The sequence below is a fragment of the Streptomyces sp. NPDC050528 genome (assembly GCF_044457795.1).
GTDB lineage: Bacteria > Actinomycetota > Actinomycetes > Streptomycetales > Streptomycetaceae > Streptomyces.
The window spans coordinates 97109-120893 of the sequence record NZ_JBITHH010000017.1 but is presented as its reverse complement, the minus strand read 5'-3'; the positions used below and the strand labels follow the sequence as shown (position 1 = coordinate 120893).

Annotated in this window: 24 protein-coding genes; 16 read left to right on the top strand and 8 right to left on the bottom strand. The window is 70.4% G+C overall.

The window, feature by feature from the left end:
• Positions 1-28: 28 nt before the first annotated feature.
• Positions 29-988 carry a helix-turn-helix domain-containing protein gene (locus ACIBK4_RS43395; protein WP_399004449.1) on the top strand — a complete coding sequence of 320 codons (960 nt, stop codon included), beginning with the start codon at positions 29-31 and terminating at the stop codon, positions 986-988.
• Positions 989-1061: 73 nt separating this feature from the next.
• The gene (locus ACIBK4_RS43390) at positions 1062-2621 is read left to right on the top strand and encodes a GMC family oxidoreductase (RefSeq protein ID WP_399004447.1); all 1560 of its coding nucleotides are present in this window, start codon (positions 1062-1064) and stop codon (positions 2619-2621) included.
• Positions 2622-2627: 6 nt separating this feature from the next.
• Here the strand turns inward: ACIBK4_RS43390 and ACIBK4_RS43385 are convergent, their stop codons facing one another.
• Positions 2628-3278, bottom strand: coding sequence for an O-methyltransferase (locus tag ACIBK4_RS43385; protein WP_399004446.1), 651 nt, complete (start codon positions 3276-3278; stop codon positions 2628-2630).
• A gap of 173 nt (positions 3279-3451) precedes the next feature.
• On the opposite strand from ACIBK4_RS43385, the gene ACIBK4_RS43380 reads away from it, so the two are divergent.
• The 3 genes from ACIBK4_RS43380 to ACIBK4_RS43370 all read left to right on the top strand — a co-directional run bounded on the left by ACIBK4_RS43380 (position 3452) and on the right by ACIBK4_RS43370 (position 7677).
• A complete protein-coding gene (locus ACIBK4_RS43380; protein WP_399004444.1) occupies positions 3452-4843 on the top strand; it encodes a twin-arginine translocation signal domain-containing protein in 1392 nt (463 codons plus the stop codon).
• Positions 4844-5093: 250 nt separating this feature from the next.
• Positions 5094-6491 (top strand): alpha/beta hydrolase-fold protein, encoded by a 1398-nt coding sequence (locus ACIBK4_RS43375; RefSeq protein ID WP_399004441.1) that lies wholly within the window; start codon positions 5094-5096, stop codon positions 6489-6491.
• 199 nt (positions 6492-6690) lie between these two features.
• Positions 6691-7677 carry a cytochrome c oxidase assembly protein gene (locus ACIBK4_RS43370; RefSeq protein WP_399004439.1) on the top strand — a complete coding sequence of 329 codons (987 nt, stop codon included), beginning with the start codon at positions 6691-6693 and terminating at the stop codon, positions 7675-7677.
• 25 nt (positions 7678-7702) lie between these two features.
• On the opposite strand, the gene ACIBK4_RS43365 is transcribed toward ACIBK4_RS43370, so the two are convergent.
• Positions 7703-8293 (bottom strand): TetR/AcrR family transcriptional regulator, encoded by a 591-nt coding sequence (locus tag ACIBK4_RS43365; RefSeq protein WP_399004437.1) that lies wholly within the window; start codon positions 8291-8293, stop codon positions 7703-7705.
• Positions 8294-8396: 103 nt separating this feature from the next.
• Between ACIBK4_RS43365 and ACIBK4_RS43360 the strand changes: the two genes are divergently transcribed.
• On the top strand, positions 8397-9218 hold the full coding sequence (locus tag ACIBK4_RS43360) for an SDR family oxidoreductase (RefSeq protein WP_399004435.1): 822 nt from the start codon (positions 8397-8399) through the stop codon (positions 9216-9218).
• Positions 9215-10090, top strand: a complete 876-nt coding sequence (locus ACIBK4_RS43355; protein WP_399004433.1) for a haloalkane dehalogenase — start codon at positions 9215-9217, stop codon at positions 10088-10090. Before ACIBK4_RS43360 ends, ACIBK4_RS43355 begins: the two co-directional genes overlap by 4 nt.
• Before the next feature lie 64 nt (positions 10091-10154).
• Here the strand turns inward: ACIBK4_RS43355 and ACIBK4_RS43350 are convergent, their stop codons facing one another.
• From ACIBK4_RS43350 to ACIBK4_RS43335, 4 genes are all read right to left on the bottom strand, one after another.
• On the bottom strand, positions 10155-11984 hold the full coding sequence (locus ACIBK4_RS43350; protein ID WP_399004431.1) for a copper resistance CopC/CopD family protein: 1830 nt from the start codon (positions 11982-11984) through the stop codon (positions 10155-10157).
• Between the two features lie 214 nt (positions 11985-12198).
• Positions 12199-12978 carry an SDR family NAD(P)-dependent oxidoreductase gene (locus ACIBK4_RS43345; RefSeq protein WP_399004429.1) on the bottom strand — a complete coding sequence of 260 codons (780 nt, stop codon included), beginning with the start codon at positions 12976-12978 and terminating at the stop codon, positions 12199-12201.
• The gene (locus tag ACIBK4_RS43340) at positions 12966-13457 is read right to left on the bottom strand and encodes a cupin domain-containing protein (RefSeq protein ID WP_399004427.1); all 492 of its coding nucleotides are present in this window, start codon (positions 13455-13457) and stop codon (positions 12966-12968) included. The genes ACIBK4_RS43345 and ACIBK4_RS43340 overlap by 13 nt, the downstream gene beginning before the upstream one ends.
• 9 nt (positions 13458-13466) lie before the next feature.
• Positions 13467-16292, bottom strand: a complete 2826-nt coding sequence (locus tag ACIBK4_RS43335; protein ID WP_399004425.1) for a GNAT family N-acetyltransferase — start codon at positions 16290-16292, stop codon at positions 13467-13469.
• Between the two features lie 89 nt (positions 16293-16381).
• On the opposite strand from ACIBK4_RS43335, the gene ACIBK4_RS43330 reads away from it, so the two are divergent.
• From ACIBK4_RS43330 to ACIBK4_RS43310, 5 genes are all read left to right on the top strand, one after another.
• Entirely contained in the window at positions 16382-17095 is a 714-nt protein-coding gene (locus ACIBK4_RS43330; protein ID WP_399004423.1) for a siderophore-interacting protein, read from the top strand.
• A gap of 53 nt (positions 17096-17148) precedes the next feature.
• On the top strand, positions 17149-17745 hold the full coding sequence (locus ACIBK4_RS43325) for an HhH-GPD-type base excision DNA repair protein (protein ID WP_399004421.1): 597 nt from the start codon (positions 17149-17151) through the stop codon (positions 17743-17745).
• A 165-nt stretch (positions 17746-17910) separates the two neighbouring features.
• A complete protein-coding gene (locus tag ACIBK4_RS43320) occupies positions 17911-18570 on the top strand; it encodes an HdeD family acid-resistance protein (RefSeq protein ID WP_399004419.1) in 660 nt (219 codons plus the stop codon).
• Between the two features lie 78 nt (positions 18571-18648).
• Positions 18649-18984 (top strand): hypothetical protein, encoded by a 336-nt coding sequence (locus tag ACIBK4_RS43315; RefSeq protein WP_399004417.1) that lies wholly within the window; start codon positions 18649-18651, stop codon positions 18982-18984.
• Positions 18985-19036: 52 nt separating this feature from the next.
• Positions 19037-19159 (top strand): hypothetical protein, encoded by a 123-nt coding sequence (locus ACIBK4_RS43310; RefSeq protein WP_366435144.1) that lies wholly within the window; start codon positions 19037-19039, stop codon positions 19157-19159.
• Between the two features lie 21 nt (positions 19160-19180).
• On the opposite strand, the gene ACIBK4_RS43305 is transcribed toward ACIBK4_RS43310, so the two are convergent.
• A complete protein-coding gene (locus ACIBK4_RS43305; protein ID WP_399004415.1) occupies positions 19181-20701 on the bottom strand; it encodes a helicase HerA-like domain-containing protein in 1521 nt (506 codons plus the stop codon).
• Positions 20702-20806: 105 nt separating this feature from the next.
• Between ACIBK4_RS43305 and ACIBK4_RS43300 the strand changes: the two genes are divergently transcribed.
• Both ACIBK4_RS43300 and ACIBK4_RS43295 read left to right on the top strand, forming a co-directional pair.
• Entirely contained in the window at positions 20807-21103 is a 297-nt protein-coding gene (locus ACIBK4_RS43300; protein WP_003999914.1) for a type II toxin-antitoxin system VapB family antitoxin, read from the top strand.
• Positions 21104-21284: 181 nt separating this feature from the next.
• Positions 21285-21917 (top strand): LytR C-terminal domain-containing protein, encoded by a 633-nt coding sequence (locus ACIBK4_RS43295; protein ID WP_399004657.1) that lies wholly within the window; start codon positions 21285-21287, stop codon positions 21915-21917.
• A 119-nt stretch (positions 21918-22036) separates the two neighbouring features.
• Here ACIBK4_RS43295 and upp read toward each other — a convergent pair whose 3' ends face one another.
• On the bottom strand, positions 22037-22672 hold the full coding sequence (gene upp / locus ACIBK4_RS43290; protein ID WP_399004413.1) for a uracil phosphoribosyltransferase: 636 nt from the start codon (positions 22670-22672) through the stop codon (positions 22037-22039).
• Between the two features lie 96 nt (positions 22673-22768).
• Between upp and ACIBK4_RS43285 the strand changes: the two genes are divergently transcribed.
• Positions 22769-22963 carry a hypothetical protein gene (locus ACIBK4_RS43285; RefSeq protein ID WP_366435142.1) on the top strand — a complete coding sequence of 65 codons (195 nt, stop codon included), beginning with the start codon at positions 22769-22771 and terminating at the stop codon, positions 22961-22963.
• Between the two features lie 243 nt (positions 22964-23206).
• Positions 23207-23743: a hypothetical protein gene (locus ACIBK4_RS43280; RefSeq protein ID WP_399004655.1), complete on the top strand. Its 537-nt coding sequence runs from the start codon at positions 23207-23209 to the stop codon at positions 23741-23743.
• The last annotated feature ends 42 nt before the right edge of the window (positions 23744-23785 follow it).

The following is a 23785-nucleotide window of genomic DNA, read 5'->3' as shown; positions in this document are numbered from 1 at the left end:
CACGCCCGATTCCGGGAGGGAGAGGCCCATGTCCTCGATCACGACGCCGAGTTCGGAGAGCTCCGCGACGCGGCTGGAGTTCTGGCGCGACATCGTGAGCCGGAGCTTCGTGCCGCTGGAGATCGTGCCGCGTGAAGGGCCCGAGTTCCACGCGCAGTTGAGGATCGCGCGGGTCGGCGCGGTACGGGTGTCCGTCGTGACGACGCCCGCGCACACGGCCCGCACCCGACGGTCGGCCGGATCCGGGTCCGACGCCTCCGACCACGTCAAGGTCAGCCTCCAGCTGTCCGGGCACTGCGTCCTCACCCAGGGCGACCACCAAGCCGAGCTGAAACCGGGTGAGTTGGCGGTCTACGACACCCGTCGCCCGTACACCCTGGACACCGACCGACCCGGCCGCAGTCTGGCCCTGATGTTCCCCCGGGCCATGTTGCGGCTGCCGGAACGGGAGTTGGCGCGGGTGACCGCGACCTCGGTGTCGTGCCGGGACGGGATCGGCACGGTGGTGCGGCCCTTCCTGTACGGACTGGCGCGCCAGGTCGACGAGTTGGAGTCGCTCGGCACCTCCCGGCTCGCCGACAACGTGGCCGATCTGGTCGGCACCCTCCTCGCGGACCACACGGGCGCCGACCGGACCTCCGGCAGCGAGGAGGGCCGCGAGGTGCTCACGCACCGCATCCTCACGTACATGGAACAGCGGCTCCACGACCCGGAGTTGGACCCCGACCGGATCGCGGCCGCCCACCACGTCTCCCGCCGCTACCTCTACAAACTCCTCGCCGAGCACGGGTACACCGTCTCCGGCTGGATCCGCGAACAACGGCTCGCCCGCTGCCGCAGCGACCTCGCCGACCCGGCACTGGCCCATCTCCCGGTCGGCGCGATCGGCGGCCGGTGGGGCTTCCCGGGCCCGGCCCACTTCAGCCACGCGTTCAGGGCGGCGTACGGGATGAGTCCGAGCGAGGCGCGCAGGGCGACGGCGGGTTGAGTGTGCTCAGCGCGGCAACTCGCCGTGCACCGCGACGAAAGCCGGGCCGCGCGCCGGGCGCCACCCTTCCGGCATGGAGACCCTTCAGAACACCGGCACAACACCCGCGCGCACGGCCTACGACCACATCGTGGTGGGCGCCGGTTCCGCCGGCTGTGTCGTCGCGCGGCGGCTCGTGGACGCCGGTCGCAGCGTCCTGCTGATCGAGGCGGGCGGCCCGGACACGAACCCGGCCCTCCACGACCCGGGCCGCATGTGGGAGCTGTGGACCTCCCCCGAGGACTACGCCTACCTCACCGAACCCCAGCAACACGCCGACGGAACAAGGGTGTTCTGGCCCCGCGGCAAGGTCGTCGGCGGGACCAGCGCCATCAACGCGATGATCCACGTGCGCGGCCACCGCTCGGACTACGACGACTGGGCCGCCCGGTACGGGGCGACCGGCTGGTCGTACGACGAGGTCCTGCCGTACTTCAAGCGCTCGGAGGACTTCGAGGACGGGCCCTCGGAGTTCCACGGTTCGGGCGGGCCGCTGCCGGTCACCCGCAACCACTCCCCCAACCCGGTCTCCCTCGCGTTCGTGGAGGCGTGCGAGCAGTACGGGATCCCGTACAACGACGACTGCAACGGCGAGGAGATCCTCGGCGTGAACCTCCTCCACCTCAACATCCGGGACGGCAGGCGGGTCAGCGCCTGGACGGCGTTCGTCCAACCCGTGCTGGACAGCCCGCTGTTGACCGTGCTGACGGGTGCGTCGGTGACCAGGGTGCTCGTCGAGGGCGGGCGGGCACGCGGGGTCGAGTACGTCGCGGACGGTCAACTCACCGCCGTACGCTGCGCGGACGACGTCGTGCTGTCCGGCGGGACCATCGGCTCCGCCCACCTCCTGCTGCTCAGCGGGATCGGTCCTGCCGACCAACTGCGGGCGCTGGGCGTCGACTTGGTCACCGATCTGCCGGGGGTCGGGGCCAACCTGCACGACCACGCGCTCACGCCGGTGGTGTACGAGTCGGCGCGGCCGGTGCCGCCGGGGACGTCCAACAAGATCGAGGCGCAGTACTTCGCGAAGACCGACCCCGCGCTGGCCGCCCCCGACCTCCAGCCGGTGATGTCCCACGTGCCGCTGCCCGTCGTAGGGCAGGAGGTGCCGGAGGAGGGGCACGGGTACAGCGTGGTGCCGGGGACGATCCGGACGCTGAGCCGGGGCCGGTTGTGGCTGCGGTCCGCCGATCCGGCCGAGGCGCCCGCGCTCGATCCGCGGTACTTCTCCGACCCGTACGACCTGAGGACGATGGTGACGGCGGTCAAGCAGGCGCGGGAGATCGGGGAGCAGAAGGCGCTCGGCGAGTGGCGGGCCCGGGAGGTGGCGCCCGGACCAGGGGTCGTGACGGACGACGAGATCGCCGCGTACGTCCGCCGCAACCTGACCAGTTACCACCACCAGGTCGGCACCTGCCGGATGGGCACCGGGCCGGATGCGGTGGTCGATCCGCTGCTACGGGTGCACGGGGTGCCGGGGCTACGGATCGCGGACGCGTCGGTCATGCCTGCGGTGCCGTCGGGCAACACGCATGCGCCGACCGTGATGATCGGCGAGCGGTGTGCCGAGTTCCTGATCGAGCGGTCGGCTTAGAGCCGCTCAACTCACCTTGACGGACAGCTCTGTTGAGCCCTTCAGGGGGAGCGTCACGGAGCGGAAGCCGTTGGCCGGGTCGCGGATGTAGTCGAGGTAGTCGGGTTCGGCGTTGTCGTTCATCACGAAGGCGCCGGTGCGGAGTTGGGGCGCGATGAGCTCCATCACCTGGCGGGCGAGCGTCGGTCCGCCGTCGCTGATCGGCCAGCCGTCGATGAGCGCGAAGTCGACGGGGCCGCCGAGGTCGCGCAGCGTCTCCCGGGCATCACCGACACGCAGGTCGACGTACTTGTCCAACTCGGCCTCGGCCAGGTTGCGTTGGGCGGTGGCCGCCTTCTCCGGCACGATCTCGGAACCGATCACCGTCCCGCCGCCGTTGTCGCGCACGGCGGCGGCGAAGTAGATCGTGGAGACGCCTACGGACGTGGCGAACTCGACGACGCGGGTCGCGGAAATCGCCCGGCAGAGCAGATAGATGAGGTCGCCCTGATCGGCGTGGATCGAGAAACCGATGTCCGCGTAGGCGTGCGGATCACGGGTGTCGGCACCGCCGCGCGGACCTCCGTTGGCGGGGCGCCGGCGTTCGGCCTGGAGCCGGTCCAGGACGGCCGTGACCGTGGGGTCCTGTAGCGGGCCGGGGGAATTCTGCGCGGGCATCGTCACTCCAGTTCCTTGGGTACTACGGGTACTACGGGTTGTATCGCCGATACGTTCCAGCCCTATCACGATATATCGATTGCTGTCGACCGTTCCCGTTGCGAGTCCCCCGGAGCCGGGGTGGGGTGGGCGAGAGAAGGGGGCAAACACAGGCAATACCGAAGGAGTCCGTCGTGGTTGACCGGCGCAGGTTCATCGTGGGGTCCGGTGCCGTCGGCGCCTTGGCCGTGCTCGGCACAACGGCCGCATGCACATCGCAGGCCGAGGGCGAAGCCGTGAGCGGGACACTGTCGCCCTCCGGCCACGTCCGAAGCGCCACCGCGATCACCAAGGTCTACGGCGACGGCCAGAAACTCATCGCCGTGGCGGTCGAGTACGACACCGATATCACCGATTCGGCCCTGTCGACGTCGACCTTCAAGGTCACCGACCGCACGGTCACGAAGGTCTACCCGAACCGTTCCGCGGACCTCGCCGCGCACGGCAAGAACGGCCGCTACGTCATCGTCGAGTTGTCCCCGGACGACAAGGCGGCGGCGCTGTGGGTGACGCAGCAGGGTTCCGGCACGGCGTCCGGTTCCTCCCCCACGAGTACCTCCAGCGCGGCCCCCGGCGGAGGCGGCCCCAAGGTCGGCGACAGCACCCCCGGCGGCACCATCGTCGCCGCGAAAGCCACCCTCACCCAGACCGGCACCGTCACCACCACGGGCGGCACCCGCTACCCCGCGAGTACTACGGGGGTGACGACCGACGCCGTGAAGAACCTGATCGTGGACGACTTCCGGCAGTTCACGTTCACCGACCCGGCCACCAAGCGGACCCTCAAGTACAACCTGTTCATCCCCAAGGGCTACGACCGCGACCACCACAAGAGCTACCCGCTGGTCCTGTTCATGCACGACGCGAGCGTCGTGAACGTGGCCACGGAAGGCCCCCTCGTCCAGGGCCTCGGCGCGGTGTGCTGGGCGAGCCCGGAGGACCAGGCCCGGCATGAAGCCTTCGTACTGGCCCCGGAGTACGACTCCGTCGTGATCGACGACACCTACAAACCGTCGCCGCTCTTCGACACCACCGCCCATCTCGTCCAGGAACTCACGAAGAAGTACAACCTCGACGAGAAACGGATCTATGCCACCGGGCAGTCGATGGGCGCGATGATGACGCTGGGTCTGAACATCAAGTACCCGGACCTGTTCGGGGCGTCCTTCGTCGTCGCCGGGCAGTGGCCGGCGGACCAGGCGAAGCCGCTGGCGAAAAAGAAACTCTGGATCGTCGTCTCCCAGGACGACGACAAGTCCTACTCGGGCGAGAACGCCATCACCAAGGTCATCAAGGCGCAGGGGACGGCCGTAGGCACGGCGGTCTGGAACGGCCGGTCGACCGGCGCCCAGTTCGCCGCCGACGTGCGGAGCCTCAAGGCGCAGAAAGCGCTGGTCAACTACGCCTCCTTCAAGACCGGCACGGTCGTACCGGCCGGCTCGACGACCAGTGCGCACATGGCCACCTGGCAGGTCGCGTACACGATCCCCGGTATCCGGGACTGGGTCATGAACCAGTCCCTCTGAGTTCGCTCTGAATTCGAGCCACTCCCCTGGCAGAATTCTCGCCACCCGCAAAACAGGGGGATTTAGGTCAATAATTGCGGAGCAATATCTCGCGTTATCTAAGATTGCGCGACGCGAATAACCCGTACCACCAGGAAACTTCTGCGTGCCCTGTGAAAAGGGGTCTCCTTTCTCCTTTCGCTTCACAGATTGAGGCAGGACAGTGGCGCCCGGCAGCCCTGACAAACCTCGATCGAAGGAGCTCACCTTCATGGACAGGCGTAGGTTCATGGCCGGTACCGCGACCGCGACGGCCGGGGCCCTGGCGGTGTTCGGCAGTGCGACCCCCAGCTCGGCGAGAGAGGCCGGCGAGGCGAGCGGGACGGGTTCGGCGGACTCGGGCGGGGACCATGTGAAGGGCCTCACCGCCATCACCCAGGTCTTCGGCTCCGGGCAGAAGCTCGTCGCCGTAGCCGTCGAGTACGACAGGGACATCGACGGGCGGACGCTGTCGACGTCGACGTTCACCGTCACCGACCGCACGGTGACCAAGGTCTACACGAACCGCACCGCCGACCTCACGGAGCGGTCCCGGGACGGCCGCTACGTCATCGTCGAACTGTCGCCGGACGACACGGCGGCGGCCCTGTGGGTGACGGGGCAGGGCGGCGGTACCGGCACCCCGCCCACCGGCGGGACCGGTGACTCCGGTGGCGGGGTCGGCGCGGGCGGGCCGAAGGTCGGCGACACCACCCCCGGCGGGACGATCGTCGCCGCGAAGGCCACGCTCACCCAGGCCGGCACCGTCACCACCACGCGGGGCAGGCAGTACGCCGCGAGTACTACGGGGTTGACGACCGACGCGGTGAAGAACCTGATCGTGGACGACTTCCAGCAGTTCACCTTCGCCGACCCGGCGACCGGCCAGACCCTCAAGTACAACCTGTTCGTCCCCAAGCACTACAACCCGCGCAAGAGCTACCCGTTGGTGCTGTTCATGCACGACGCGAGCGTGGTCAACGTCGCGACCGAGGGTCCGCTGGTGCAGGGTCTGGGCGCGGTGTGCTGGGCGAGCCCGGAGGACCAGGCCCGGCACGAGGCCTTCGTGCTCGCGCCCGAGTACGGCGCGGTCGTGATCGACGACGACTACGAGCCGTCGACCCTCTTCGACGCCACCGCGAACCTCGTCGAGTCCGTCACGCAGCAGTACAGCATCGACCCCGACCGGCGTTATACGACCGGTCAGTCGATGGGCGCGATGATGTCCCTCGGCCTGAACATCAGGTACCCCGACCTGTTCGCGGCGGCGTTCATCGTGGCCGGGCAGTGGCCGGAGGCGCAGGCGGTACCGCTCGCGCAGAAGAACCTCTGGATCCTCGTCTCGGCCGACGACACCAAGGCGTACCCGGGCGAGCAGGCGATCACCGAGGTCATCCAGGAACAGGGCACGAAGGTCAGCACCGCGCTGTGGGACGGGCAGTCCACCGCCGCCGAGTTCGCGGCGGACGTGCGGAGCATGAAGGCCCAGCGGACGCCGGTGAACTTCGCCGCGTTCAAGACCGGCACGACCGTACCGACCGGCTCGACGACCAGCGCGCACATGGGTACCTGGCAGATCGCGTACACGATCCCCGGCATCCGGGACTGGATCATGCGGCAGTCGCTGTAGGGGACGGGCTCGGCTCCCTGCGGGCGCGGGCCCGGGGTCTTGGCCGGTCGCGGGGGCGGGTCTCCGGCCGGTCGCGGGGGCGGGTCTTGGCCGCGGCACTCCGAGGCATAGAGTGCTGCGGCAGATCCGACAGAACCGGCCGAACCGACGGAACCAACCGACCGGCCGGCCGCCCGCCCGCCCGTGGAGGTAGATCGCGATGGAGACCCCGCCGCAGCTCACCGTGGGACGACTGTTCTCCTCGTGGCAGGCGGACGTCCCCGCGCTGCTGGTCGTCGTCCTCCTCGGCGGCCTCTACGGCTGGGGCGTCCTGCGCCTGCGGCGGCGCGGCGAGGCCTGGCCGGTGGCGCGGACCGCCGCGTTCGCGCTGCTCGGCCTCGGCACGCTCGTGATCGCCACGATGTCGGCGCTCGCCGTCTACGACCGCGTGCTGTTCTGGCCGGCCGCCGTCCAGAACGTCCTCCTGGACCTGATCGCCCCGCTCGGCCTGGCCCTGGGCGATCCGCTACGGCTGGCTCTGCGCGCCCTGCCCGAACGCGGCGCGGCTCGCGCACAGGCCACGCTGACCGGCCGCGTCGTACGGCTGCTCACGTTCCCCCTGGTCAGCACGGCCCTCGTGCTCGCGACCGAGCTGACGATCTACTTCACCCCGTACTTCGAGACCGCCCTGGCGAACAACTGGCTGCACCAGCTGATGTATCTCCATCTGCTGCTCGCCGGGAGCCTGTTCGTGCTGCCGGTGCTCACCCGGGAGGAGGCGCTGCCCGCCTGGTGCACGCACCCGGTGCGGGCGGGCCTGGTGTTCGTCGACGGGATCATCGACGCGATCCCCGGCATCGTGGTGATGACCCACGGCACGCTGATCGCCGGTGCCTGGTACCTCAGCCACTCCCCGTCCTGGGCCCCCGACGTCCAGCACGACCAGCAGATCGGCGGCGGCGCGATGGTCGGCATCGCCGAACTGGTCGCCCTCCCCTTCCTCCTCGCGATCCTCGTCCAGTGGGCTCGTACGGAGCGGGCCGAGACGGTGGTGTTGGACCGGCGGTTGGACGCGGAACTGGAAGTGGTCCGGGCGACACCCTCAGAGACCAAAACAGGGACTTCTACTGAAGGGCCCGATCTCGTACGACCCTGGTGGGAGACCGAGAACAGCGAGGTCGCGCAGCGGATCCGGGGCCAGCGGTAGCGACGTACGACCGTAGGACCACCCCTCAGGCCACGACCAGGGCGTCCAACTCCCGCACCAGCCGGGCCCCTTCGCGGACCATGATCTCCGGGTCGCGCAGCGCGTTGGAGAGCAACGACATGCCCTGATAGGCGCCGATCAGAGTCAGGGCGAGGCCCTCGGGGTCGGCCGCGCCGAGCTGGCGGTACTGCTCCGCCGCCCAGTCCACCAAGCGCCGTATGACCTGGCCCGCGGCGAGATCGAGGCCGTCCTCGTAGCGCTTGTCCAGCTCTACGGCGAGGGTGCCCATGGGGCAGCCATGACGTGCCGCCATGTCCTTCTGCTCGACCCAGCCGCCGATGAGGGCTTTGAGGCGCTCGCGCGGGTCGGGGAGCTTGTCGAGCTGTGCGGTCAGGGTCTCCAGGTTGCCGGTGTGCTCGGAGAGGGCGGCCTCGATCAGCTCGTCCTTGGTCTTGAAGTAGTAGTAGACGTTGCCCGTCGGGACGTCGGCGGCGCGGGCGATGTCGGCGATGGTCGTGCGCTCCACGCCCTGCTCGTGCAGGACCCGGGCGGTGGCGGTGGTCAGACGCTCCCGCTTGCCCCGTGGGGCGGGCCGGGAATCTTTTGAGTCAGTCACCTGACTAACTATAGACAAACGACGGGTCGGTCGTGCTAGCGTCGTTCTCATCGGAGTTAGTCAGCCAACTAACTCATCGCTGACGGGCTAGGGGGAGACCGGCATGATCGTGGTGACGGGTGCGACCGGGAACGTGGGACGGACGCTGGTGCGGACGCTCGCCGAGGGGCGGGTGCCGGTGACGGCGGTGGCGCGGCACATCGACGACGACCAAGTGCCGCCAGGAGTGCGGGCGTTGGCGGGTGATCTGGCCGAACCGGACGGCCTGCGGGCCGCGTTCGAGGGAGCGGAGGCCCTGTTCCTGCTGGTCGCGGGCGAGCGGCCGTACGACATCCTGGACGCGGCCAAGTCCGCGGGCGTCCGCAAGGTGGTGCTGCTGTCCTCGCAAGGGGCGGCGACCCGCCCTCAGGCGTACAGCCACCCACGTCAATTCGAGGCGGCCGTAAGGGAGTCGGGGCTCGACTGGACGATCCTGCGGTCGGGCGGTCTGGACAGCAACGCGTTCGCCTGGGCCGAGTCGATCCGCGCGCGGCGCACGGCGGCGGCACCCTTCGGTGATGTGGGCCTGCCCTTCGTGGACCCGGACGACGTGGCCGCGGTGGCCGCCGCCGTCCTGCTCGACGACACGCACACGAGCGCGACCTACACCCTCACCGGCCCCGCACCGACGACACCCCGCGCGCGGGCGGCGGCGATAGCGACCGCGCTCGGCGAACCGGTGAGCTTTACGGAACAGACGCGGGCGGAGGCCCACGAGGCGATGGCACGCTTCATGCCGCTGCCGGTGGTCGAGGGCACGCTGGCACTGCTCGGCGACCCGACCGAGGAGGAGCGGCGCGTGAGTCCGGACGTGGAGCGGGTGTTGGGGCGGGCGCCGGGTGCGTTCGCGGAATGGGCCGCGCGGAACGTGGTGGCGTTCCGGTGACCGCCGCCGAGCACTCCACCCGTGTCCTCGACTCGACCATGACCCACCGGGAGTCGGGCACCGGAGCCCCGATCGTGTTCCTGCACGGCAACCCGACCTCGTCGTACCTGTGGCGGAACGTCCTGCCGGGCATCACATCCGGACGACTCCTGGCACCCGACCTCATCGGCATGGGCGAGTCGGGGAAACCGGACATCGCCTACGACTTCGCCGACCACGCCCGGTACTTGGACGCCTGGTTCGACGCGCTCGGGCTGCGGGACGTGGTGCTGGTGGGCCACGACTGGGGCGGTGCCCTGGCCTTCGACCGGGCCGCGCGTCATCCGGACCGGGTGCGGGGCATCGCGTTCACGGAGACCATCGTCAAGCCGATGACCTGGGAGGAGTTCCCGGAGGGAGGCCGGGAACTGTTCCGGGCGATCAAGACGGCCGACGTCGGCGAGGCCATGATCCTCGACGAGAACGCCTTCATCGAACAGGCCCTGCCCGCCGCCTCCGCCACCCCCCTCACCCCGGCCGACCTCGCCGTCTACCGCAAGCCGTACCCGACCCGCGAGAGCCGACGCCCTCTCCTGCGCTGGGCGCGCTCGATGCCGTTGGGCGGCGAACCCGCCGACGTCGTGACCAGGATCGAGGCGTACGACCACTGGCTGAAGTCCAGCCCGGACGTCCCCAAGCTGCTGCTCACGTTCACACCCGGGGCGGGGACGATGATGCACGAGGAGGCCATCGCCTGGTGCGCGGCGAACATCGCCGGCCTGGAGATCGAGCACTCCGACGCCGTGGCGGGCCACCACACACCGGAGGACCAGCCGGAGTTGATCGCGGGCGCGATATCGGGGTGGGTGCGGCGACTGGGCCTCCCCATCTGATCCCCCGCTGATCCGATTCTGATCCGCCTCTGATCCACCCTCGATCCACGGACCGTGAACCCGCCTACCGCACGATCCGTACCTCCCGCGACACACTCACCTGATCCACGTCCGACGTCCTGACCGTCACCTTCATCGTCCAGGTCCCGGCGATCGGCAGGTTGAGGGTGTTGGTGCCCCAATAGCCGCCCTCGTCCTTGACGTTGGCGTCGAGGGGGCCGATCTTCTGGGTCGGGAGGGTGAAGGAGAGACGGAGTTCGGGGACCGTGGCGAAGCCGCCGTCGGGGCCGTAGACGACTGCCTCGACGGAGTTCTCGCCGACGCGTCCGGGGTCGAGGGTGATCTGTACCTTGCCGCCGGCGTTGCCGACACGGAAGGGGACGGTGGTGACGGAGGCCGCCGGGATGCCGGCCGAGGTCGCGGTCTGCTGCGCGTCGGCTGCCGCGCGGCCGGGGAGCGTGTTGGTGAGGAGCGTGGTGATCACCAACACGACGACACCGACGGCGACTTCGAACAGCACGGAGCGGCGCAGACCGCGGCGGTACCCGTCCTGGCGGTCCTGGGAGCCGTCACCCCGGTCCTGCGACCCGTCGCCCCCGCCCTTGGAATCGTCACCGGAGGTGGGGGCACCCTCGCCCCCGGCCGAAGACGCGGATGCCGAGCCCGTAGCCGACACTCCGTCCGCCCCCGCACCCGCACCCGCCCGCACCAACTCCGGTACCCGGAGCCGTACTTCCGCCCCCACCATCCGCCCCGTCCACCGCCGAGACCACCCCGCCACCGCGAGCAGCAGCACCACCGCGCCGAGTTTCACGAGGAGGATGCGGCCGTACGACGTGCCGGTCAGGGCGTTCCAGGAGCCGAGGCCGCGCCAGGACTGGTAGATGCCGGTGACCACCAGGACGGTGACCGAGGCGAAGGCGAGGCGGGAGAAGCGGGCCACCGGGGCGGCGTCGAGGGTGGGTGAGCGGTAGAGGACGGTGAGGAGGGCCGTCAGGCCGCCCAGCCACACCGACATCGCGAGGAGATGCAACACCGCCGAGGTCATCGCCACCGGCACCTGGATCCCGGCGGACGCGTGCTCCGCCGACGCCCAGGTCAGCGCCAGCCCGACCGCGAGGACGGCACCCGTCCCGAGGGCCGCGCGGCCGAACCGGTCCCGCCCCCGAAGTCGTAGGAGATAGGCGGCTGTTGCGGCGAGCAGCAGGAGCCGGGCCGCGAGTGCCAAGCCTGGGCGGCTGGTCAGGGTCTTGGGGATCGCGGAGGGTTCGAAGGCCGTGGCCAGGCCGGTGCCCGCCTCATAGGGGGCCCGGAGCAGGAGCAAGGCCAGCGTGGTCGCCAGCAGAGTCCACCAGCCCGTCCGGATCGGCTTGTTGAGGACCGTCGGGTTCGGGGGGCGGCAGAGGACGAGGAAGGTCGCCGTGCCGATGAGGAGGGCCGCGGCTATGTAGGCGAAGTAGCGGGCTATGTCGTACAGGCTGCCCGTCAGCGGGTCCTCGGTCGGGGCCGTGCTGACCGGGGTGGTCGTGGCGGAGGGCTTGCCGATGGAGAAGGTGAAGGCGCCCGAGACCGGGTGGCTGTCGGCCGAGACCACGCGCCAGGCGACCGTGAAGGTGCCGGTGCCGAGCTTGGCCGGGAGAGTCACGCTCGCCGTGTCGCCGGCGTCCTTCGCATGGTGCGCGGAACTCGTCTTCACCCGCCGGTTGTCGGGGTCGTAGACGCGGAAGGAGTCGTCAAGGAGGGCGACGGACTCGGAGAAGGTGAGGGTGACGGTGCGGGGGGCGGACTTGAGGACGCTGCCGTCGGCGGGGTCGGTGGATTCGAGGGCGGCGTGCGCGGACGCGGTGCCCGCGGTGCCGAGGAGGAGCAGGACCAGCAGGGAGCCCAGCAGCACCAGCCCTTGAACTCCTCGCCGGCCGAGGCCTCCGTTGCCCCTGCCGACTCCGGTAACTCCGATGCGCCGTCCCTCGCCGTATCCAACGCGCTGTCCCTCATTCCGTCGTCGGCTCACGTCACTTCTCCGTCTTCGGAACTTCTCCGCTTCCGGAACTTCTCCGTCTTCGGACTTGCAGGCCTCCGGTTATGTACGGAGGAACCACATCGCGCGCTCACCACGTCGGCCGCGCCGTCACTCCGCCGTCCACGACCAGGTCGTGCCCGGTGACCCAGGAGGCGAGGCGCGAGGCCAGGAACACACACGCGTCCCCGACGTCCTCCGGCCGCCCCAGCCTCCCGGCCGGCGCCGCCTCCCGCCACCGCCGCACCCCGTCCGGCCACGCCTCCGCCAGCCCCTCCCGGTCGATCAGACCGGGCGAGACCGTGTTGACGCGGATGCCGTACGGGCCGTACTCCAGGGCGGCCGACCGCGCGTGCATGACGACGGCGGCCTTGGACGCGGAGTAGTGCGCGTGGAGCGCGGCGGGGGCACTCGCCTCGATGGAGGCGATGTGCGTCACCGTGCCACCCCCGCCGTGTTCTCTCATCACCTCGGCCGCCGCCTGCGTGCACGCGAAGACGCTGGTCAGGTTGGTGTCGACGACGGTCCGCCAGTCCGTCGCCGTCATGCCGGGCAGGGGTTGCGTGGGTTGTACGGCCGCGTTGTTGACCAGCGCCGTGAGCCGTCCGCCGGCCCACTCCGCCGCCTCGCGGACCAGTCCGCGGCAGGCGTCCTCGTCGGTCAGATCGGCTTGCAGTACGACGGCCCGGGCGCCCAACTCCCGTACCCGGTCCGCCACTTCACCGGCCGCCTCCACCGCCGTACGGCAGTGGACCACGACCCCCGCCGCGCCCTCCTCCGCGAACCGCAGCGCGATCCCCCGGCCGATGTCACCGCTCGCACCCGTGACCAGGGCGAACTGGCCTTCCAGCAGGCCGCTCACGGGCGGCACAGCCCGGTGATACGGGCGGCCTCGGACGGGGTGCGGGCGTAGCGGGCGGTCAACTCGCCCGCGTCGCCGTGCTCGTAGCCGTCGTAGGTGAAACCGGGGGCCATCGTGCAGCCGAAGAACGTCCACGCGCCGCCCGCCATCACCCGCGCCCCCATCCACGTGGAGCCGGGCACGGTGAACTGGAGGTGTTGGCCGTGGAGCGGGTCCGGCCCGAGGACCGCCGTGCTCGACGTGCCGTCCGGGGCGAGGAGCAGGAGTTCGAGCGGGTCGCCGAGGTAGAAGTGCCAGACCTCGTCGCCGGGGAGGCGGTGGAGCGCGGAGAAGTCGTCCGCCGTGAGCAGGGCGACGATCGCGGTGCCCGCCGGGCGGCCGTCGGGCCGTTCCGGGCCCGCCCAGGTCTGGCGGAACAGGCCGCCCTCGCGGGGGATCGGCTCCAGGTCGTAGTGGGCGACGAGGTCTTCGGGGGTCACTCCGGTCATTTCGGCAGGCTACGGGAAGGCCACCTCGCGGGGGAGAAACGCCAGTTGAGCGCGCTTTTCGGGGAGGAAGACGTCCGGGATGTCCACCTCCGGGAGGACGACCCTCGGCCCCGCCACGAACCCCTGCCGCAGGAAGCGCGCGATCGCCTTCTCGTTCCGTACGTCCGGGTCGACCACGACCCGCTGCCGGTCCAGACCGAGCAGGACGTAGGAGGAGAGGACGCCCATCACCGCCGCCGACCAGCCGGGCCGTTCGCCGTCCGGTCCGGCGGGGGCGAGGAGGAGGTGGATGCCGATGTCTCCGGGTTCTACGGCGTAACAGTCGCCGACGCGGTCGGCGGCGGGGTCATAGGTCTGGAGGAGTGCGACGGGTTCGTCGTCCATCGTGACCAGGTGGGCGTGGTGGGTGTCGAGAGTCTCCATGTGGGCGTAGATCTCGGTGACTTGGGACTGGGTGAGGCCGTTCATGCCCCAGAACTCGGCGCGTCGCTCGCTGACCCAGCGGTGGATCGTCGGGGCGTCGGCGACGGGGTCCAGGGGGAGGATGTGGACGGTGCCGAAGCCGTCGACGTGTTGAGAGTGGACGGGTTCGCGGGTGGGGGCGGTCTCTTGGTGAGGTTCCAGGCGGGTGAAGTCGGTGATCACCGGGACCAGATCTCCCTTGAGCCACAAGGGCAGTTGATCGCGCCGGTGCGGTGAACCGGTCACCCCCGACGCCCCCAACGGCACCACCCACAGGCTGTCCTCCCGCCGGGCCAGGTCCCACACGAAACGGGCCGCGGGGCCGCGGGCGCTGAGGTCGGTGAGCCCGGGTACGGCGGAGGTGCAGAGCACGCAGTCGTGGTCACCGGCCAGGCGCAGACCGGGAGTTGGGGCGGTCTCGGCCAACGCCCGCCAGGGGGCGAGGCGATGGCTGTCACCCCACGCGCCGACCGGCTTCGCGGCGGCCTCCTCGACCGCCGCCCGTACGGTCTCCGGCCGGTCGATCCCGTACAACTCCCGTGCGCTCAGCAGGTGTTCGAGCGCGAAGGCGACGCGCGGGAGCAACGCGAGCCAGGGCAGGAACACCTCCGGGTACGCGGGCGGTTCGGCCAGCGCGGCGAACGCCGGGTGCGCCGACAGGCGTCGTACGACCGCGCCGCGCACGGCCGCGTAGGCGGCGGCGTCGGTGCTGTCGGCGTCCATGCGGCGGTTCCAGGCGAGCAGCCGGGCGCGGAGTGCGGAGGCCTCGGGGGTGAGGTCGGTGAGGGCGGCCAGGTGGCCCAACAGGGGTGCGGCGGAACCGAGATGGGTGTCCATGTGGATCGCGGGCATGTCGGCGGCGGACCACTTCTCGCGCTCACCGAGCAACTCGGTGATGCGGTCGGCGCGGTGGCTCGGGGCGAACTCGACTCCGAGCGGGGTGGCGGGACCGCGTTGGTTGGCCATGACGGCGATGCCGTCCTCGGTGAGGCGGCCGCGGGGAGGTTCGTGCCAGCCGTTCCACTCGTGGCCGGGTTCCCAGGCGGGGACGAGCCGGGTGCGGTTGGCCTCGGCGCGCGACGGGACCTTGCCGGCGACCCGGTGCAGCAGTCCGCCCTCGGTGTCGGCGGCCTGGACGACGTGGACGGGTTCGGCCCAGTCGTCGAACGCCCGCTCCACGTCGGCGACTTGGCGGGCGCGGAGGAGGGGGAGGAGGGCGGTGAAGCCGAGGTCGTGGGTGACGCGGGGCGGGTAGCGGAGGCTGACGGCGAGGGGCGGGGTGTCGGGTGGGGTGTTAGGCGGGGCGCCGATGCCTCCGTCGAGCCCTTCCGGTTCGTCGATGATGCCTCCGTCGAGCCCCTCCGAGCCGCCGGCGATGCCTCCGTGAGGCCCCGGCCCGCCGATGATGCCTCCGTAAAGCCCTTCCGGTTCGCCGACGATGCCTCCGTCGAGTCCCTCCGGCCCGCCGATGACGACGGGCCCGCGTTCGGTCTCGATGATCTCGACCTCGACGGGTTCCTCACCGGCCACCTCGACGATCTCCGTGTGCCGGGCGGCGCGCCGCCAACTCCCGTCCGGGCCAAGGGCTTCGACGCCCGCGCCGGTGCGGCGCAACCGTTCCCGGTACAAGTCCTGGTAGTCGGCCATGGCGTTGGTGATGGCCCACGCGACCGTGCCGGTGTGCCCGAAGTGGGCGATGCCGGGGACACCGGGCACGGTGAGCCCGACGACGTCGAACTCCCGGCAGGAGAGGTGGACTTGCTGGTAGACGCCGGGGTCCTCGATGAAGCGGTGCGGATCGCCGGCGAGCAGGGCTTGCCCGGTGGTGGTCCGTTCCCCGCCGACGAGCCAGCCGTTGCTGCCGGAGGTACCGGGCCCGTCGGTGGCGAACAGCCCTACGGCGTCCGGCCCGAGGTGCCGTATCGCCTCCTCGCGCCAGAGCTTGGCGGGGAAACCGGCGAAGAGGATGTGGGTGGCGAGCCAGATGCCGAGGGGGGTCCAGGGTTCCCAACGGCCGGGCGCCAGGCCCGACTCGGCGAACTCGGGGCCCGAAGTACCCGCCCCCAGCCCCTCGTTGACCCCGTCGACGTACGCCCGCACCCAGCGCGCGGTCTCCGGGTCCCGTCGTTCCAAGGCCTCGAAACAACGTCTCGCCGTGTCGTCGAGCCGGACGCGTCGGGCGAAGAGGTCCCAGGGCAGGGCGCGGACGCCGAGGAAAGAGGCCGATGTGCCCTGCGCCCGATGCCGTTCGACCTCGATCTGCCAGGCGCGGTCGAGGGCGGTGACGCGGCCCTGGGTGCGGGCGAGTTCGTCGGTGCTGTCGGCGCGCAGGTGGGGGATCCCCCAGGTGTCGCGGTAGATCTGGGTCGTCACCCGGTGACCCCTCTGTTTCGAGGCTGCTTTTTAGGTTAGCCTTGCCTAAGTTACTGGTGGGGAAAGCGTACGCGAAGGGTGAAGAGACCATGGCGCAGGGGCGCGGTTGGGAGGGCGCGGTTCTCAAGTTGCTGCGCGCGAAGGACTTCGAGTTCACGGTGACCCGGGCCGAGGACGTCACCCCGCACTACCGCCGCCTCCGCCTCACCGACGGCGGCATGCTCGCGGCGACCGGCGTCCACCCGACGATGTGGGTCCGCCTCTGGTTCGACAACGCCGGCAGGCCGCACCAGCGGGCGTACACCCTGGTCGACCCCGACCCGGCGGCCGGCACGTTCGGCCTCGAATTCGCCCTGCACGAGGGGTGCGCGAGCGACTGGGCACGGGCGGCGAAGCCCGGCGACACCATCGAGGCGACGGTCCAGGGCACGGGCTTCGAGACCCCCGCCCCGGCCCCCTCCCACCTCTTCGCGATCGGCGACCCGGCGTCGCTGCCCGCGATCAACTCCCTTATGAACACGGTCGGTTCGACGACCCCGGCGACGATCTGGTTCGAGGGCGAGTCCGACAGCCTCCCCTTCCGCACCGACCCGGCACTGCACGAGGTCCGCCACCTCTCCCGGGGCCAACTCGCCGACCGGGTACGGGCGGAACTCCCCGACCTGCTGAAGGGCAGCGCCGACCCGTATGTCTGGATCACCTGCGACACGGCCACGACGCGGGGGCTGTCGTCGTACGTGCGCAAGGAGCTGGGGGTGCGGCGGGAACGGGTGCACGCGCTGGGGTACTGGCGGGCGTCCTGAGCCCGACCGCGTACGGGGAGGCAGTTCGCCCCCGCACGCGCCATCATCGACCCATGGACGCAACCCTTCACCTCGCCCAGGACCCCGCCGCCGACGAACTCCTCGGCCGTTCCCCGCTCGCCGCGCTGGTGGGGATGCTGCTCGATCAGCAGGTACCGATGGAGTGGGCGTTCAAGGGGCCGCGGACGATCGCCGACCGGCTCGGGGCCACCGATCTGGACGCCCAGGAGATCGCCGCCCAGGACCCCGAGGCCTTCGCCGCGCTGCTCTCCGAGAAGCCGGCCGTGCACCGCTACCCGGGGTCGATGGCCAAGCGGATCCAGCAACTCTGCCAGTACCTCGTCGAGCACTACGACGGGGACGCGAGCGGCGTCTGGAAGGGCGTCGGCACGGGAGCCGACCTCCTCAAGCGCCTTGAGGAACTGCCCGGGTTCGGAAAGCAGAAGGCCCAGATCTTCCTCGCCCTCCTCGGCAAGCAGCTCGGCGTCACACCGAAGGGCTGGCGCGAGGCCGCAGGCGCCTACGGCGAAGCCAAGTCGTTCCGCTCCGTCGCCGACATCACCGGCCCCGAGTCCCTGGCCAAGGTCCGCGCCCACAAGCAGGAGATGAAGGCCGCGGCCAAGGCGGCGAAGGCCACGGGCGGCAAGTAGCTCTGACCTCCAGACCCCGGCCCCACCCCAACCCCCTAGGGGCGCGGGGAACTGCGCGCCCAGCCCCCACCCACCCGCACTCCGCACACAAAGCCCCCGACATTCCCGTCAGCCAGGTGGCCCGCCCCGGTGGCGGGCCGGTCGCGCCCGGTCAAAACATGGACCATGACCGAGGCACCGAGCGGCCCCTGGGGCCCGGAGTACGACGACCGCAGCGCCCACGCACCGCGCCCGCCGCGACCCCCGCAGGACGAGCCGGAATTCGAAGGGCCCCTCTTCGCCCTCTCCCAAGCCGCCTGGCAGGTCGTCCTGCTCACCGGCGTCGCTTCTCTCATCCTCGGCGTGCTGGTCCTCGTATGGCCCGGCGCGTCCCTCTTCGCGGCCGGGATCCTGTTCGGCATCTACCTGCTGATCAGCGGCATCTTCCAACTGGTCTCCGCCTTCGGCACCCACCGGGCGACCTCGCTGCGCGTCCTCGCGTTCATCAGCGGCGCGCTGTCGATCGTGCTGGGCCTGTTCTGTTTCCGCGGGCCGATGCAGTCGATCCTGCTGCTCGCCCTGTGGATCGGCATCGGCTGGCTGATCCGGGGCATCACCCAGACCCTGGCCGCCATCCACGACCAGACCATGCCCGCCCGCGGCTGGCAGATCTTCCTCGGCATCGTCACCTTCATCGCCGGCATCGTGCTGATCGACTCCCCCTTCCGCTCGGTCGCCGTCCTCACCCTCGTCTGCGGCATCTGGCTGATCGCGGTCGGCGTCGTGGAGATCGTCACGGCCGTCCGGATGAGGGGCCTCGCCAAGAAGGTGCCCCAGCCCCTGTGAGCCTCGTTGGTAGGCCGTGCGGGCGGTTTCCGCGCCCGCCGCGATGAACGCCGTACGGCCGCTGGGAGATGACCTTCCATGAGCACGAGGGTGAGCCCCACGCGAAACCTCCCCCGCAGCCACACCTGGCTGCGGGGCCTCGTGCTGCTGCTCGCCCTGCTGGTGCCCGGCACGCACGCCGAGATGCACGCGATGCCGGTCGCGGTGGCGTCCGTAGAGACGACCGTCGAGTACGACGTCCTCGACACGGCCGCTGCCCTACGGCCGACTTCTCCTCTCGTCCACCGGCCCACCGCACCCCTCCGGCCCGCACCCGTACCGGCGGCCCGCGCACCCCGGGTGCGTTCCTTTCCCTCGCCGCCCTCCCCGCCGTACACCCTCCGCGCCCTGCGCACAGTGGTCCTGCGCTGCTGACGGACCGGCCGTTCCCCAGGTCAACCGTCACCACGACGCTAGGAACACAGCCATGCCCATCGACCCGTACGCGGTCCTGCGCGCCCTGTTGCGCGCGGAGGCCGTCCGCAACGCGCCCAAGCCGGAGATCCGCCGACCCGAGCCGCAGCGGCCCCCGGAGGAACAGGGGCGCTGAGCCCGTACGGCCCGGTGGTGGCTAGCGCTTCCGCCGGGCCGTGCCGAACAGGGAGCGGGTGATCTCGCGGCCGATCTGGGTGCCGACGGAACGTGCCAGGGACTTGAACATCCCGCTGCCTACGACCTGTTGGACCATCGACTCGTCCTCCTTGGCCGACTTGGGAGCCGGCTTCGGGGCTGCCTTCGCAGCTTCCTGGGGCTTCGGCGCCTCCGTCGTGAGCTTCTCGTACGCCGACTCCCTGTCCACAGCCTGTGCGTAACGTCCGTACAGGGATGAGGACTTGACCGCCGCGTCGAGGGTGGCCGCGTCGATCGGGCCCATCAGGGACTCGGGGGCGCGGAGGCGGGTGACGGCGACGGGCGTCGGGGCGCCGTTCTCGCTCAGGACCGTCACCACCGCCTCGCCCGTGCCCAGGCCCGTCAGGATTTCCTCCAGGTCGTAGGAGGAGTTCGGGAAGGTCTTCACCGTTGCCTTCAACGCCTTCTGGTCGTCCGGGGTGAAGGCGCGGAGGGCGTGTTGGACGCGGTTGCCGAGCTGGGCCAGGACGTCGCCGGGTACGTCCTTCGGGGTCTGCGTGACGAAGAAGACGCCGACCCCTTTCGAGCGAATGAGGCGGACGGTCTGCGTGATGGAGTCCAGGAACGCCTTCGAGGCGTCGTTGAAGAGCAGGTGCGCCTCGTCGAAGAAGAAGACGAGCTTCGGTTTGTCGGCGTCTCCGACCTCCGGGAGGTCGTGGAAGAGGTCTGCCAGCATCCACATCAGGAAGGTCGAGAACAGCTGCGGTTTGTCCTGGACTGCGGGGAGTTCGAGGACGGACACCATGCCCCGGCCGTCCTGCGCCGTGCGCAGCAGCTCGCTCGTGTCGAAGTCGGGCTCACCGAAGAAGTCGGCCATGCCCTGTGCCTCGAAGGCGGTGAGGGAGCGCAGGATCACGCCGGCCGTGGCGGTGGAGAGGCCGCCGATGTTCTTCAGTTCCGGCTTGCCCTCGTCGGAGGTGAGGAAGGTGACGACCGCCCGCAGGTCCTTGAGGTCGATCAGCTCCAGGCCCTTGGTGTCGGCGTAGTGGAAGATCAGGCCGAGGGACTGCTCCTGGGTCTGGTTGAGCTGGAGGACCTTGGAGAGCAGGACCGGGCCGAAGCCGGTGATCGTGGCCCGCACCGGGATGCCGTGGCCGATGCCACCGAGGGCGTAGAACTCCGCCGGGAAGCCGGTCGCCGTCCACTGTTGCTTCACCTCGGACGCCCTGCCCGCGACCTTGTCGTTCGTGACGCCTGGCGCCGAGATGCCCGACACATCGCCCTTCACATCCGCGAGGAACACCGGCACGCCCTGCGCCGACAGCTGCTCCGCGATCAGCTGGAGGGTCTTGGTCTTGCCGGTGCCGGTGGCGCCGGCGACGAGGCCGTGGCGGTTGAGCATCGGGAGGGGGATGCGGATCTGCGCGTCGGGCAGACAGGCGCCGTCCCACAGCAGGGCCCCCAAGTCGAGTGCAGGTCCTGTGAAGGCGTACCCGGCGGCGATCGTCTCGCTGTCACTCATATCAGGCCTCTGTTCCCGTTTTGCCCGGCTTTACGGCATCTTTTCCAGCGTCGCACTCCGTCTCCATGGCTGCGCCCGGAACGTCATGACCGGTAGGCTTTCCGTGTGATCTTCAAGCGCATCGGAAACGGCCGGCCGTACCCCGACCACGGCCGGGAAAGCACCCGGCAGTGGGCGGATGTCGCGCCGCGCCCGGTCCGCCTCGATCAGCTCGTGACGACCAAGGGCCAGCTCGACCTGGAAACCCTCCTCGCCGAGGACTCGACGTTCTACGGCGACCTCTTCGCGCACGTCGTGAAGTGGCAGGGCGACCTGTACCTGGAGGACGGGCTCCACCGGGCGGTCCGCGCCGCGCTGCAACAGCGCCAGGTGCTTCACGCGCGTGTTCTAGAGCTGGACTGAGCCGCACCTTTCATCAAGGCAAGCCTCCTGACGGCCGACCACCACACGGCCCCGGACGGCTGCCTTCCGGCAACCCGTTCGTCCTTTCGGGTTGGTCTCGGCGCTGTCGAATGATCATCTAGTAGGCATCGTCGCCCAGGCGCACTACGCTGCGCTCATGAGCATGCTGACTCCCCCAGGCATGGGCGGCCAGTACCGGATCACGGGGGACAAATACCCGCGTATGCGCCGTCCGCGGCGTCGCGGGAGGCTCGTCCTCATGGTGGTCGCGTCCGTCGCCGTACTGGGTGTGGGCGGGTGGGGCACGTTGCAGCTCATCGACGTCTTCACCGGTGGCGGCAAGCAGGCCGCGGCGGCCGGTCCCAAGGCCGCCTGCGCGACCAAGGCCAGCCCCTCCGCGAGCACGGGCGCGACCACGGACTCCGCCGTACCGAAGCCCGCCCAGATCACCGTGAACGTCTACAACGCCACGCCCCGCAGCGGCCTCGCCAAGACGACCGCCGACGAGCTCAAGAAGCGCGGCTTCAAGATCGGCGACGTGGGCAACGCGTCCGCGCAGTGGGACAAGAAGGTCAAGGGCACCGGCGTCCTGCTCGGTCCCGCCGCCGCCCTCGACACCTCGCTGCCCGTCCTCGCCACCCAGCTCACCGGCGCCGAGCGCCGCACCGAGGCCACCCGCAAGGGCTCCACCGTCGACCTGATCATCGGCACCGCGTTCAAGGACCTCACGGCGAAGGCGGCCGCCGACAAGGCCCTGGCCGCGCTCGCCGGACCCGAGCCGACGGCCAGCGCTTCACCGAAGAGCTGCTCGTAGGCGTAGGGGAACGGCCGTAAGGAACACCCCTAGAGGAACGGCCGTAGGAAAGGCGTACGAAAATCCCGTACGGCGGGTAAGAGCCGTACGGGAATTGGGTGTTGACCGGGTCTCGCGTGCTACTCCGCCGCGCCGTAGAGGCGGTCGCCCGCGTCGCCCAGGCCCGGGACGATGTAGCCGTGCTCGTTCAGGCGCTCGTCGACCGAGGCGGTCACGACGGTCACCGGGGTGCCCGCGAGTTCGCGTTCCATGACCTCGACGCCCTCGGGGGCGGCGAGCAGGACCACGGCCGTCACGTCGTCGGCGCCGCGCTTGATCAGCTCGCGGATCGCGGCGACCAGGGTGCCGCCGGTGGCCAGCATCGGGTCCAGGACGTACACCTGGCGGCCCGAGAGGTCCTCCGGCATGCGCGTGGCGTACGTGGAGGCCTGGAGGGTCTCCTCGTTGCGCACCATGCCCATGAAGCCCACCTCGGCGGAGGGCAGCAGGCGGACCATGCCGTCCAGCATGCCGAGGCCGGCCCGCAGGATCGGCACGACCAGCGGGCGCGGGTAGGACAGCTTGACGCCGGTGGTCGGGGAGACCGGCGTGACGATGTCGACCTGCTCGGTGCGCACGTCGCGCGTGGCCTCGTAGGCGAGCAGGGTGACCAGCTCGTCGGCGAGACGGCGGAAGGTCGCGGAGTCGGTGCGCTGGTCGCGCAGCGTGGTGAGCTTGTGGGCGACCAGGGGGTGGTCGACGACGTGGAGACGCATGTCCACAACAGTAGCCGCCGCCGCGTACCTGCTCGCGCTGGCATCAAACCGCCCGTCCGGGGGAAAGTGGGAGGGACGGAACGGGGTGGTGAACCGATGCCTGACCGTGAATCCCACGAGGAACCGTCACAGCGGAACAGCAGGGAGACCGACGCCGAGCGCAGGCGGCGCCGGGCCCAGTTCCTGCGTGAGCTGACCGAGGCGCGCGAGCTGCGCGACCGGGTCCAGCCGCGGCGCGCCAAGGTCGCGCGGCTGCGCCACGCCATGCGTATGCGCACGTTCCGCTGGTAGTTGAGGCCTGTCTCACAGCACTTTGTAAGGCCAACCGGGTGCGTGTGCACGGCGATCGCCGCGTACGATCCCGCTGGTGGTCGATCAAAACGGGCGGACACAGGGAGCCGAAGACGTCCCCTGATCGCCTTGTTTCTGCCACGATTCCGAGTGGGTGGGGCTCGGAGCACGAGCTCTCCCCGCCCGCAACCTCCGCCGGGGGGACCCCCAACCGGCACACCTATGACCAGTGGGAGAGTCACGGTGTACTTCGCCGCACTGCTCGCGCGCACCGAAGACGGGTGGGAAGCGAGCGACACAGAGCTCGACGATGTCGAGAGCCTGTCGGATCTGGCCGAACTGGCCCGTGAAGCCTCGCCCGAGGACGACACGGTGCTGGTGCTCATCGAGCAGGAGGACGCCTGGTTCGGCGTCGTCCGCATCGACGGCGAGGACGACCCTCGGATCTACGTCTCGGACGCAGCTGCCGCCGCACGCAGCTCGTACGGCGAGATCCTGCTCACCGACGAGCTGCTCGGACGGGACCCGGACGCCGACGACGTCGTCGACCTGGACTCGCTCGACCTCGACGGCACCGAGGACGGTGACACCGAGGAGGACGACGACGAGGACGGCACCTCCTCGGCCGAGGCCGTTCCGCACAGCCCCGTCGGTGACAGCCAGATCCTGGACGACCTGGGCGTCGGCGAGAAGGAGCTGCGGCTCCTCGACGCGGACGACGCGCTGAGTTCCATCGCCGAGGCCCTGGGGGCCTCGGAGGTCCTGGAGACCGTCCGCTGACCACAGCACGCACAGAAGGGCCTTGGGACCCAGTACGCGACC

What these genes read in the sequence shown, in the direction of transcription:
- ACIBK4_RS43320 (WP_399004419.1), top strand. Translation starts at nt 17,911, where the DNA reads ATGACCGAGGCACCGAGCGGCCCCTGGGGCCCGGAGTACGACGACCGC.
- ACIBK4_RS43360 (WP_399004435.1), top strand. Translation starts at nt 8,397, where the DNA reads ATGATCGTGGTGACGGGTGCGACCGGGAACGTGGGACGGACGCTGGTG.
- ACIBK4_RS43385 (WP_399004446.1), bottom strand. Translation starts at nt 3,278, where the DNA reads ATGCCCGCGCAGAATTCCCCCGGCCCGCTACAGGACCCCACGGTCACG.
- ACIBK4_RS43295 (WP_399004657.1), top strand. Translation starts at nt 21,285, where the DNA reads ATGGGCGGCCAGTACCGGATCACGGGGGACAAATACCCGCGTATGCGC.
- upp (WP_399004413.1), bottom strand. Translation starts at nt 22,672, where the DNA reads ATGCGTCTCCACGTCGTCGACCACCCCCTGGTCGCCCACAAGCTCACC.
- ACIBK4_RS43305 (WP_399004415.1), bottom strand. Translation starts at nt 20,701, where the DNA reads ATGAGTGACAGCGAGACGATCGCCGCCGGGTACGCCTTCACAGGACCT.
- ACIBK4_RS43395 (WP_399004449.1), top strand. Translation starts at nt 29, where the DNA reads ATGTCCTCGATCACGACGCCGAGTTCGGAGAGCTCCGCGACGCGGCTG.
- ACIBK4_RS43340 (WP_399004427.1), bottom strand. Translation starts at nt 13,457, where the DNA reads ATGACCGGAGTGACCCCCGAAGACCTCGTCGCCCACTACGACCTGGAG.
- ACIBK4_RS43330 (WP_399004423.1), top strand. Translation starts at nt 16,382, where the DNA reads ATGGCGCAGGGGCGCGGTTGGGAGGGCGCGGTTCTCAAGTTGCTGCGC.
- ACIBK4_RS43310 (WP_366435144.1), top strand. Translation starts at nt 19,037, where the DNA reads ATGCCCATCGACCCGTACGCGGTCCTGCGCGCCCTGTTGCGCGCGGAG.
- ACIBK4_RS43375 (WP_399004441.1), top strand. Translation starts at nt 5,094, where the DNA reads ATGGACAGGCGTAGGTTCATGGCCGGTACCGCGACCGCGACGGCCGGG.
- ACIBK4_RS43325 (WP_399004421.1), top strand. Translation starts at nt 17,149, where the DNA reads ATGGACGCAACCCTTCACCTCGCCCAGGACCCCGCCGCCGACGAACTC.
- ACIBK4_RS43390 (WP_399004447.1), top strand. Translation starts at nt 1,062, where the DNA reads ATGGAGACCCTTCAGAACACCGGCACAACACCCGCGCGCACGGCCTAC.
- ACIBK4_RS43285 (WP_366435142.1), top strand. Translation starts at nt 22,769, where the DNA reads ATGCCTGACCGTGAATCCCACGAGGAACCGTCACAGCGGAACAGCAGG.
- ACIBK4_RS43315 (WP_399004417.1), top strand. Translation starts at nt 18,649, where the DNA reads ATGAGCACGAGGGTGAGCCCCACGCGAAACCTCCCCCGCAGCCACACC.
- ACIBK4_RS43370 (WP_399004439.1), top strand. Translation starts at nt 6,691, where the DNA reads ATGGAGACCCCGCCGCAGCTCACCGTGGGACGACTGTTCTCCTCGTGG.